The 10,516-nt window shown below is 71.9% G+C and carries 9 protein-coding genes; 6 read left to right on the top strand and 3 right to left on the bottom strand.

Annotated elements, in window-relative coordinates; genetic code table 11:
- Positions 1-56 precede the first annotated feature (56 nt).
- Positions 57-1,541 carry an adenosylhomocysteinase gene (gene ahcY / locus RBH18_RS41000; RefSeq protein WP_372339067.1) on the bottom strand — a complete coding sequence of 495 codons (1,485 nt, stop codon included), beginning with the start codon at positions 1,539-1,541 and terminating at the stop codon, positions 57-59.
- Between the two features lie 224 nt (positions 1,542-1,765).
- Between ahcY and RBH18_RS40995 the strand changes: the two genes are divergently transcribed.
- The 3 genes from RBH18_RS40995 (at position 1,766) to RBH18_RS40985 (ending at position 4,424) form a co-directional block, all read left to right on the top strand.
- Entirely contained in the window at positions 1,766-2,848 is a 1,083-nt protein-coding gene (locus RBH18_RS40995; protein ID WP_306215913.1) for a LacI family DNA-binding transcriptional regulator, read from the top strand.
- The gene (locus RBH18_RS40990; protein WP_306215912.1) at positions 2,845-3,168 is read left to right on the top strand and encodes a YciI family protein; all 324 of its coding nucleotides are present in this window, start codon (positions 2,845-2,847) and stop codon (positions 3,166-3,168) included. Before RBH18_RS40995 ends, RBH18_RS40990 begins: the two co-directional genes overlap by 4 nt.
- A gap of 77 nt (positions 3,169-3,245) precedes the next feature.
- Positions 3,246-4,424, top strand: coding sequence for an RNA polymerase sigma factor (locus RBH18_RS40985; RefSeq protein ID WP_372339066.1), 1,179 nt, complete (start codon positions 3,246-3,248; stop codon positions 4,422-4,424).
- 81 nt (positions 4,425-4,505) lie between these two features.
- Here RBH18_RS40985 and RBH18_RS40980 read toward each other — a convergent pair whose 3' ends face one another.
- Positions 4,506-5,360: a TIM barrel protein gene (locus tag RBH18_RS40980; protein WP_306215910.1), complete on the bottom strand. Its 855-nt coding sequence runs from the start codon at positions 5,358-5,360 to the stop codon at positions 4,506-4,508.
- A 208-nt stretch (positions 5,361-5,568) separates the two neighbouring features.
- Between RBH18_RS40980 and RBH18_RS40975 the strand changes: the two genes are divergently transcribed.
- Together RBH18_RS40975 and def are read left to right on the top strand one after the other, a co-directional pair.
- A complete protein-coding gene (locus RBH18_RS40975) occupies positions 5,569-6,675 on the top strand; it encodes a M48 family metallopeptidase (RefSeq protein WP_306215909.1) in 1,107 nt (368 codons plus the stop codon).
- 289 nt (positions 6,676-6,964) lie between these two features.
- Entirely contained in the window at positions 6,965-7,510 is a 546-nt protein-coding gene (def, locus tag RBH18_RS40970) for a peptide deformylase (protein ID WP_372339065.1), read from the top strand.
- Between the two features lie 566 nt (positions 7,511-8,076).
- Here def and RBH18_RS40965 read toward each other — a convergent pair.
- Positions 8,077-9,291 (bottom strand): cytochrome P450, encoded by a 1,215-nt coding sequence (locus tag RBH18_RS40965; protein WP_306215906.1) that lies wholly within the window; start codon positions 9,289-9,291, stop codon positions 8,077-8,079.
- Between the two features lie 599 nt (positions 9,292-9,890).
- On the opposite strand from RBH18_RS40965, the gene RBH18_RS40960 reads away from it, so the two are divergent.
- Complete coding sequence (locus RBH18_RS40960) at positions 9,891-10,337, top strand: helix-turn-helix domain-containing protein (RefSeq protein WP_306215905.1); 447 nt, start codon at positions 9,891-9,893, stop codon at positions 10,335-10,337.
- Positions 10,338-10,516 lie beyond the last annotated feature (179 nt).

Below are 10,516 nucleotides of genomic sequence, written 5' to 3'. Positions count from 1 at the left end.
GAGCTGCGGCGGGGCCTTCGGAGAAGCGGGTGAAGCCGAAGAGCGAGCGGTGCGGCTCAGTAGCGGTAGTGGTCCGGCTTGTAGGGACCCTCGACCGCCACGCCGAGGTACTCGGCCTGCTTCTTGGTGAGCTCGGTCAGGCGCACGCCCAGCGCGTCGAGGTGCAGGCGGGCGACCTTCTCGTCGAGGTGCTTGGGGAGGACGTAGACCTGCTTGTCGTACGCGTCCGGCTTGGTCCAGAGCTCGATCTGCGCGATCACCTGGTTGGTGAAGGAGTTCGACATGACGAAGCTCGGGTGGCCGGTGGCGTTGCCGAGGTTCATCAGGCGGCCCTCGGAGAGCACGATGACCGCGTGGCCGTCGGGGAAGCGCCACTCGTGGACCTGCGGCTTGACCTCGACCTTTTCGATGCCGGGGACCTTGGCCAGGCCGGCCATGTCGATCTCGTCGTCGAAGTGGCCGACGTTGCCGACGATGGCGTTGTGCTTCATCTTCGCCATGTGCTCCGGCGTGATGATGTCGGTGCCGCCGGTGGTGGTGATGAAGATGTCCGCCTCGGAGACGACGTCCTCGATGCGGACGACCTGCATGCCGTCCATGGCCGCCTGCAGCGCGCAGATCGGGTCGACCTCGGTGACGACGACGCGGGCGCCCTGGCCCCGGAGCGTCTCGGCCGAGCCCTTGCCGACGTCGCCGTAGCCGCAGACCACGGCCAGCTTGCCGCCGAGCATCACGTCGGTGGCGCGGTTGAGGCCGTCGACCAGCGAGTGGCGGATGCCGTACTTGTTGTCGAACTTGCTCTTGGTGACCGAGTCGTTGACGTTGATCGCCGGGAAGAGCAGCTCGCCGGTCTTGGCGAACTTGTAGAGGCGGGCCACGCCGGTGGTGGTCTCCTCGGTCACGCCGCGGATCTCGGACGCGATCTTGGTGAACCGGCCCTTGTCCGCCGCGAGGCTGCGGCGCAGCGTGTCGAGGATGATCGTGTATTCGTGGCTGTCTTCGTCGGTGGTCGCGGGGACCGCGCCGGCCAGCTCGAACTCCCGGCCCTTGTGCACGAGCAGGGTGGCGTCGCCGCCGTCGTCGAGGATCATGTTGGGGCCGAGGCCGTCACCGAAGTCGAACAGCTGCTCGGTGCACCACCAGTACTCCTCGAGGGTCTCGCCCTTCCAGGCGAAGACCGGCACGCCGGCGGGCGCCTCGACGGTGCCCTCGGGGCCGACGACGACCGCCGCGGCGGCCTCGTCCTGCGTCGAGAAGATGTTGCAGGAGACCCAGCGGACCTGCGCGCCGAGCGCGGTCAGCGTCTCGATCAGCACGGCGGTCTGGATCGTCATGTGCAGCGAGCCGGCGATGCGCGCGCCCTTGAGCGGCTGCGCGGCCCGGAACTCCTCACGCACGCTCATCAGGCCGGGCATCTCGACCTCGGCCAGGCGCATCTGGTGCCGGCCGAACGGGGCCAGGCTCAGGTCGGCCACCGCGAAGTCGAGGCCGTTGACGGTCTGCAGGCGATCGGACATGAAAGAGGGCACCCCCCTCGTCAGGAGGCGCCCTTGACGTAGGTGACCCACGAGCCGAGCGTGGCGGACCAGGTCTTCACAAACCTGTCCGTCGCAGCGCCTCTCGGCAAGGGGCTGCACCGGAGCACCGGCGCTTGTCAGATGATACCGCCGTCGTCCGAAGATCGCCCAAATCCCCGGGGATCACCTCAGGCCATCACCCGACAAGGTGCTTGAAAACCCCTCAAAAGGCCATCAAAAATGGACGCATGAAGCACCCCTACCGGATCCGGGAGATCGCGGCCCAGTCCGGCCTCAGCCCGGCGACGATCGACCGCGTGCTGCACCGGCGCGGGGGCGTGCGGCCGGGCACCGTACGCGAGGTCGAGCAGGCCATCGCCGACCTGGACCGGCAACGTTCCCAGCTGCGCATCGGCGGCCGCACGTTCATGATCGACGTTGTCGTGCAGTCGCCGCCGCGCTTCACCGCCGCCGTGCGCGCCGCGCTCGAGGCGGAGCTGCCGGCGTTGCGTCCCGCCGTGTTGCGCTGCCGGTTCCACTTCCTCGACGGGGGCTCGCCCGACGAGCTGGTCGCCGTGCTGGACAAGGTGGCCCGCAACCGGTCGCACGGCGTGATCCTCAAGGCGCCGGACGTGCCCGAGGTCGTCGCGGCCGTCGCGCGGCTGGACAAGCAGGGGACGCCGGTGGTCGCGTTCGTCACCGATCTGCCCACGAGCGCGCGCAGGGCGTACGCCGGAATCGACAATCGCTCAGCCGGCGCCACCGCGGCCTATCTGGTCCGGCAGTGGCTGGGGGACCGTCCCGGCGAGGTGCTGGTCGTGCGCGGGCGCGGATCGTTCCACGGCGAGGACGAGCGGGAGATGGGCTTCCGGGCCGGGATGCGGGCCCAGGGCATGAGCCGTACGCTGCGGGAAGTCGTCGACGAGGAGGACCGGGCAGAAGCCGTCCACATCGGAACGCGCGAGCTGCTGGCGGCGCACCCCGAGGTGCGGGCCGTCTACTCGCTCTACGCGGGCGCGGGCGGCAACGCGGCCGTGGTCGACGCGTTCGACCACGAAACGCGCAAGTACGACGTGTTCATCGCGCACGATCTCGACGGGGAGAACGCGCGACTGCTGCGGGACGGGCGGCTGTCGGCCGTACTCCATCATGATCTGCGGCAGGACCTGCGGCGCGCGTGTCACCTGGTGTTGCAGGCACAGGGCGAGCTGCCCGGGCCGCCGCGCTCGCAGCCGTCGCCTGTGCAGGTGATCACTCCGTACAACGGTCCGGAAAGCCCCACGCTCGTTCGTCAGTCGGGTAAACCGGCAGCCGAGAGGATCGATCCGTGAAGTACATGATGTTCGTCTGCACCGACACCGAGCCCGACACCAGCGGCGACGCGCCCGACATCGAGGCCTGGGTCGCGGAGAACGACGCCGCGGGCCGCCGGCTCGACGGCGACCAGCTGGCCGGCCCCGGCTCCGCGACAACCGTGCGGGTGCGCGGCGGCGAGCTGCTGCTGACCGACGGCCCGTTCACCGAGAGCAAGGAGGTGATCGTGGGCTACGACATCCTCGAATGCGCCGATCTGGACGAGGCTGTCCGGGTCGCCCGGGCGCATCCGATGGCCTACGCCGGGCGGATCGAGATCCGGCCGTTCCACGGGTGACGACTCGCCGACCCGTCGGCCACGCGACCAGCACGGCCGGCGCCGCGGCGAACCCGGCCGCCCAGCCGGCCCTGGCGATGAGCGTTCGAGCAGCGGTCGCGCAGGCGCACACGGATTCTCGTGCGCAGGTTGTCGCAACCCTGATCCGGGTCACGGGCGACTGGGACCTGGCGGAGGACGCGGCGCAGGACGCGCTCGTGACCGCTCTCGACCGCTGGCGTACGGACGGCATCCCGGACAATCCCGGCGCCTGGCTGCTGACCGTGGCCCGCAACCGGGCCCTCGACATCGTCCGTCGGCGGAGCACTGAGCAGCGGAAACTCGCCGAGCTGGCGCGCCTGCCGGAGGAGCCGCAGCCGCCGGGGCAGGACGATCGGCTCCGGCTGATCTTCACGTGCTGTCACCCGGCGTTGTCGCTGGAGGCGCGGGTCGCGTTGACCTTGCGGACGGTGACGGGCATGTCCGCGGCGGACATCGCGCGCGTGTTCCTGGTGAGCGAATCGACAATGACGCGCCGGATCACGCGGGCGAAGACGAAGATCGCGCAGGCCCGGATCCCGTACCGGATCCCGGCCGGACCGGAGCTCGCCGAGCGGCTGCCCAGCGTGCTCGGCGTGCTGTACCTGCTGTTCACGCGCGGCTATGACACCGGCGGCGCGGCGGCCTTCGCGGACGAGGCGATCCGGCTGGCACGGTTGCTCGGCCGGTTGATGCCGGGGGAGGGGGAGGTGCGCGGGCTGCTCGCCTTGTTCCTGCTGCAGCATTCGCGCAGAAACGCGCGCCAGGACGAGCACGGTCGGCCGGTGGTGCTGGCGGAGCAGGACCGTTCGCGCTGGGACCGTGCCGCGATCGAGGAGGCGCTCGCGGTGCTGCCGGAGCCGCGCGGGCCCTACGCGGTTCAGGCCGCCATCGCCGCGTGCCACGTCGCGGAGGAGACCGACTGGGCTCGCGTGGCGGGGCTCTACGACCGGTTGGTCTCGCTGCATCCGTCACCCGTGGTGCAGCTCAATCGCGCGCTGGCCCACGGGTACGCCCACAGCCCCGCCCGGGGTCTCGCGCTGCTCGCTCGGGTGCGGGCCGGTGGCGGGCTCGACGGGTACGCACCGGCGCTCGCCGTCGAGGCCGACCTGACCGAGCGGGCGGGGGATCCGGGTGCGGCTGCCCGGCTGTACGAGTCGGCGGCCGCCATTGCTTCCACGGACGGTGAGCGGGAGGTCCTGCTCGCGCGCGCCCGCTCACTTCGCTCGGACCGGTGAGTCTCCTGCACGCTCGCTCACTTCGATCACTGCGCCTTTGAGCGGAGTGAGCGGATTCGCCGGTCCGCCGGGGCGGGGCGGCTACCGGACGACGGAGCTGAGGATGGCGCGGAGGCGGTCGGCGCTGCGGCGTACCTGGTCAGCGGGGTGGGGATCGGCGGGGTCGCCGGTCAGGATCGTGTCCTGCTCGAGCACCCACCAGCCGTCGTAGCCATGCCGGTGCAGCGCGGCCGCCACCCGGGCGAAGTCCACGTCGCCGTCGCCGATCGGCCGGAACATGCCCGCGCGTACGGCATCCGTGAAGGCCCGTCGTCCCTCGCGCACCTCCGCGGCCAGCTTCGCGTCGACGTCCTTGGCGTGCACGTGGGCGATCCGGTCGCCGAAGCGTTCGGCCAGCTCGGCGGGGTCGGTGCCGCCGATGAGCAGGTGACCGGTGTCCAGGCACAGCGCGATCCGCGAGCCGGTCAGGACCCGGTGCACCTCCTCCGGCCGCTCGACCATCGTGCCGGCGTGCGGATGAAGTACGGCCGTCAGTCCCCGGGCGCGCGCGGCGGCATGCAGAGCGTCCAAGGTGGCCAGAGCGCGCGTCCACCCGGACTCGTCCAGCTCCGGGCGGGTGTCGTAGCCGTCGAGCCCGGTCGCCGCGGCGAGCACCACGGTGTCCGCGCCGGCGGCGACGAACCGGTCGAAGTCCACTGTGGGATGCGGCCCGTGCAGGACCACGGGCACGAAGCCGCCGACGGCGACAAGTTGTTCTTTGTGGAGGATGTTCTTCGCGGCGGCGCCGTTGGCGGGCAGGAAGCCGTCGGGGCCGAACTCGGTGGCGGTGAGGCCGATCTCGCGCATCTCTTGGAGCACGCGCGCGGCCGGCAACTGACGGCCCCAGCCGGGGACCTCGCTCACGCCCCAGGAAATGGGGGCTCCAGCGATCCTCATGCCCCGGAGCCTGCCCGGTTAACAAGATCGTAACAAGATGTTGCGTACCTCAAAAAGACCTCAGCCTGAGGCGTTTTGGCGCGTTCCCGCGCCTCGGCCGAAAGTCGGAGGGGCGTCCGGCGAGTTCCCGCTGGGAGCCGATGCGCCCGGGGCGGGCCGGCGAGCAGGCTGCTTGCTGACCTGACGACCAGCCCCGGAGGCAACCGCGATGACCACGGACGACGAGAACCGCCCCGCCCGCCGGCGGGTGACCCTGACCGGCATCAGCTCGCGCGCCTGGGAACATCCGGCCGACCGCGGCGCCCTGACCGCCCTGCGGGAGCTGCGCGGCTTCGACGACGTGGTGCGGTCGATCTTCGGGGTGTGGAACGAGCGGGGCTTCCGCCTCCAGCACCTCGCCGGCGCCATCCGGGTCGATCACCGGCAGTACCCGCGGGTCCACCGGCTCTTCACCGAGGCGGCGACCACCCTCGACGTCGCGGAGCTGCCGGAGCTCTTCGTCGCGCAGGACCCGGTGATCAACAGCCGGGCGGTCGGACTCAACCAGCCGTTCATCGTCGTCTCGACAGCCGCCGTCGAGAAGCTCGACGACGACGAGCTGCTCACCCTGCTCGGCCACGAGATCGGCCACGTCCGCAGCGGCCACGCCGTCTACCAGACGATCATGATGATCCTGACCCGCTGGGTCACCCAGATCAGCTGGGTGCCGGTCGGGGCGATCGCGCTGCGCGCCATCATCGCCGCCATGTACGAGTGGTGGCGCAAGGCGGAGCTCTCCGCCGACCGCGCCGGGCTGCTCGCCGGCCAGGACCCGGCCGCGGCCACCCGCCTGCTCATGAAGATGGCGGGCGGCGGCGACCTCACCCAGATCGACACCGCGGCGTTCCTCGAGCAGGCCGCCGAGTACGAGGGCGGCGGCGACCTGCGGGACAGCATCCACAAGATCGGCATGACGGCCTTCAGCGGGGTCCCGGTCCCGGTGGCCCGTGCGGCCGAGCTGCGCCGCTGGGTCGACACCGGCGAGTACGCCACCGTCCTCGGCGGCGACTACGACCGGCGCGACTTCGACGGCGACGCCTCGGTCACCGCCGATGTGAAGGCGGCGGCCGCGCACTACCGCGAGACCTTCCGTACCTCGCAGGACCCGCTGGTCACCCTGGCCCGCCGCATCGGAGGCGGCGCCGCGGACCTCGGCGACTGGGCCGGCACACAGGCCGGCAAGGTCGGCGCCTGGGTCGGCACCGCAGCCGGCGCGGCCGGACGCGCGGCCCGGCGCGGCGCCCGCCCCGACAACAACGAGACGCCGCCCGCCTGAGCGGGCCGGGCCGCCCGGTCCGCGCCCGGCCATCGCGCGCGCCCGGCCGTCGCGCGTGCCCGGCCGTCGCCCGCGCCTGGCCATCGCGCGCGCCTGGCCATCGCGTGGCCGGCCATCGCCCGCGCCCGGCCCTCGTGCGCGCCCGGCCCCCGCGCGCCTTGGGGCGGCCCGATAACGAGGCGCCGGCCGCCCGAGCGAGCCGGGCCGCCTGGTCCGTGCCTGGTCATCGCGCGCACTTGTGTGGCCCGATGGCGGCGCAGGGCCGGGCGGCGGTGCGAGGAGTTTTAGAATGCGGATCGTGCAGACCCGGGCAGGAACTCCGCGACCGATCACCCGTTACGGCAACCCCGTGCTCCACCGCCGATGCGCCGACGTGACGGTCTTCGACGAGGCGCTGGAGCAGTTGATCGCGGACATGTTCGCGAGCATGGCGGCGGCCGAGGGCGTCGGGCTCGCGGCGAACCAGATCGGCGTCGACGCCCGGGTCTTCGTCGTCGACTGCCCCGACGCCGAGGGCACCAACGTCGTCGCGCACGTCGTCAACCCCGTCCTGCACCTGCCCGAGGGCCGGGGGCTCGAGGTCGACGACGAGGGCTGCCTCTCCGTTCCGGGCGTCCGGGCGGAGATCGGCCGCCCCGCCACCTCGTACGTCACCGGCGTCGACATGAAGGGCAACCCCGTCCGCATCGACGGCACCGGCTTGCTGGCCCGCTGCCTGCAGCACGAGACGGACCACCTCGACGGCCTGCTGTACGTCGACCGGCTCCCCGTCAAGCAGCGCAAGAAGCTCCTCGCGAAGAGCGCCGACTCCCCAGCCGTCGGCGTCCTCGAATAGAGCCGGCCGCCGGCGTCCTCGAATGGAGCCGGCCTTCCCGCCGGAATGATCGACTGGGGCGATGGACAAAGACCAGGATCGGTCGATACTCTGTGCCGGACGCCGTTGCGAGTTCTTCCCCCGTGGAATTCGCAGCGGCGCTCCTATTTCAGCACCGATTCCGCGCACGGCCACACGTCCCGCCCCGGATCCGCGCGACAGCCGCCACCCGCCCGCGCGAGCAACCTCCCGCGCCGCGCGCGCCCCGCGCCAGCCGCCTTCCGCTCCGCGCGAGCAACCTCCCGCGCCGCGCGCCCCGCGCCAGCCGCCTTCCGTTCCGCGCCAGCTCCCTTCCCGCGCCGCGGCGGCGCGCCAGCCACGGAGCACGAGCAGCCTCCGCGCCGCCCTGCGCGCCGCCGTGCGCCAGTAGCCTCCCGCGCCTGCGCGCCGCCGTGCGCCAGTGGTCTCCCGGGCCTGCGCCGCCGTGCGCCAGTGGCCTCCCGTGCCTGCGGCGCCGTGCGCCAGAGTTCTCCCGCGCCTGCGCCGCCGCGGCACGGGGAAGCTCGACGCGCTCCCCGCGCAAGTGATCAGTCGACGGCGAGCGGCAGGCTCGTGAGCCCGCGCAGCGTCAGGCTGTCCCGCCGGGTGGGCGCCCCGGCCAGCTGCATCGCCGGGAAGCGTTGGGCCAGTGCCGGGAGGGCGATCTGGGCCTCGAGGCGGGCCAGGGGCGCACCCAGGCAGTAGTGGATGCCGCCGCCGAAGGAGACCGGGGCGTTGTCCGGGCGGGTGAGGTCGAGGCGGTCGGGGTCGTCGAAGCGCTCGGGGTCGCGGTTGCCCGCCCCGAGGTAGGAGATGATGCGCTCGCCGCCCTGGATCGGGACGCCGGCCACCTCGATGTCGTCCCAGGCGACGCGGGGGATGAGCTGGACGGGGGAGTCGTACCGGAGCAGCTCCTCGACAGCGGGGACGGCGATGCCGGCGCCGGCGGTGCGGAGCAGGGTGAGCTGGTCGGGGTGGTCCAGGAGCGCCACGACGCTGTTGGCGAGCAGGTTGGTGGTCGTCTCGAAGCCGGCCATGAACAGCAGGCCCGCCATGGTGAGCAGCTCGTCCTCGCTCAGCTTGTCGCCGTCCTCCTCGGCGGCGACGAGCGCGCTCATCAGGTCGTCGGTGGGATGCGCGCGGCGCTCGGCGGCGAGCTCCGCCAGATAGCCGCGGATGGTGGCCGCCGCCGGGTCGGCCTTGGCGAGCACGTCGTCGGTGACGATCTCCATGACCATCGTCCAGTCGCGGACGAGCTGCTGGAACTGCGGACGATCACCCTCCGGTACGCCCAGCAGCTCCCCGATCACGTTGACCGGCAACGGGAACGCGAACGCCGTCACGAAGTCGACCTTCCCGCTCATCGCGTCGAGCAGGTCGTCGACCATGCGCTCGATGCGCGGGCGCAGCGCCTCCACGCGGCGGGGCGTGAACGAGGTGCTCACCAGGCGGCGCAGGCGCGTGTGGTCGGGCGGGTTGATGGTGATGAGGCTGGTGAAGAGCTGTTGCAGGGAGGGATGGTCGGCCCACCCCGGGCGTACGAAGTCGAGCATGTGGGCGGGGATGTGGCCCAGCTTCGGGTTCTTGACGACCGCGCTGCAGTCGGCGTGCCGGGTGACCACGAGGGCGCCGTCGCCGGCCCGGACGATGGGCGAGATCTCCCGCAGCCGCCGATAGCGCGGGTAGGGGTCCTCGCGCCCCGGCATCCGCGTCAGCTCATCGAGCAGGGTCGACACCTCGGCGCTCTCCACGATGTCCGTCATGGCCCCGAGCCTACAAGCGACGCGCCGCCCGCCACGGTCTTGAAGCGGGAGGCGCCGCGCCGCCTGCCACGGTCCGGAGACGAGAGGCGATGCGCTGCCTGCCACGGTCCCGGGAACGAAAGCGACGTGCTGCCGAAACGTCCGGAGAAAGCGTGAGCGAGCCGCGAAGTCCGAGCACGCAAGCGGTGCGAGACCCCAGAACTGCCCGAGTAAACCCGCGGAAAAGCCCGAAGAACCCACGAGAACACCCCGCCATTGCGCGAAACCGCAAGTGGCTTGAGCCCCGACCGCCCATCGTTTACGCTCGGCGCGGGAGTCATCAACCTGAGTTTACGGTCGTTGCGATGCCGCACATCGGGGGATGGTGCAGCCTTCGGGTTGCTCATGCGGACATCACTGCAGCGGCCGCATTTCGTGGGTGGACCCGGGTGTGCCCGGCGCGCGTCGCCAGGCGACCCGGGTGACGGGCGCCGAGCAGCACCGTCGGCGACCGCGGCGGAAAGGCCCGAAAAGCCTGGCAGGCGCCAAGACCCGGGCCGTGGGAAACTGTCCCGGCCAGGGGCGAGGCCGCAGCGGCGCGACCGGCGGAAGGAGCGCGGATGTCGTCCGAGTTCTCGATCGCCGACAAGCTCGACCGGCTGTTCCGTCAGGTGCGGGGGGCCGGGCAGGGCGAGGTCAGCTACATGGCCGTGGCCGAGGCGATCCGCGAGCGGCAGGGCATCCAGATCTCGCACACCTACATCTGGCAGTTGCGCACCGGCCGCCGCGACAATCCGACGATTCAGCATCTGCGCGGCCTGGCGACCTTCTTCGGGGTCCCGGTCGCCTATTTTCTGGACGACGACGAGACCCGGAAGATCGACGGTCAGCTCGAGCTGCTCCGCACGCTGCGCGACGCCCAGGTCACCGAGATCGCTCTGCGCGCCGCCGACGTCTCGCCGAGCAGCCGCGACACCATCGGCGAACTCGTCCGGAAGGTGTGGGAGCTGGAGAAGAGCCGGCAGCCACGAAACGGGCCGGCTCCGGACGCCGGCTCGCCGCGCTGACCGCGCTGAGCCACGCAATCTCGGACGCCAGATCGTCCCCGGCCTCGAGCCACCGAGCCCCCGAGCCGCCCGCAGCAGGGCCGGCGGGAAGAGAGCCGGCGTGCGAAGGGCCGGCAGGCGAAGAGCCTGCGGGCGAAGGGCTGGCAGACGAGGAGCCGGCGGATGAAAAGCCGGCAGGC

The sequence above is a fragment of the Actinoplanes oryzae genome, from assembly GCF_030757795.1.
GTDB lineage: Bacteria > Actinomycetota > Actinomycetes > Mycobacteriales > Micromonosporaceae > Actinoplanes.
The sequence above is the reverse complement of the archived record's forward strand: the minus strand, read 5'-3'. Positions and strand labels throughout refer to the sequence as shown.

Excerpts from the sequence above, each read along its gene's own strand:
- def (WP_372339065.1), top strand. The coding sequence starts at position 6,965 with ATGCGGATCGTGCAGACCCGGGCAGGAACTCCGCGACCGATCACCCGT.
- RBH18_RS40975 (WP_306215909.1), top strand. The coding sequence starts at position 5,569 with ATGACCACGGACGACGAGAACCGCCCCGCCCGCCGGCGGGTGACCCTG.
- RBH18_RS40960 (WP_306215905.1), top strand. The coding sequence starts at position 9,891 with ATGTCGTCCGAGTTCTCGATCGCCGACAAGCTCGACCGGCTGTTCCGT.
- RBH18_RS40985 (WP_372339066.1), top strand. The coding sequence starts at position 3,246 with ATGAGCGTTCGAGCAGCGGTCGCGCAGGCGCACACGGATTCTCGTGCG.
- RBH18_RS40980 (WP_306215910.1), bottom strand. The coding sequence starts at position 5,360 with ATGAGGATCGCTGGAGCCCCCATTTCCTGGGGCGTGAGCGAGGTCCCC.
- RBH18_RS40965 (WP_306215906.1), bottom strand. The coding sequence starts at position 9,291 with ATGACGGACATCGTGGAGAGCGCCGAGGTGTCGACCCTGCTCGATGAG.
- RBH18_RS40995 (WP_306215913.1), top strand. The coding sequence starts at position 1,766 with ATGAAGCACCCCTACCGGATCCGGGAGATCGCGGCCCAGTCCGGCCTC.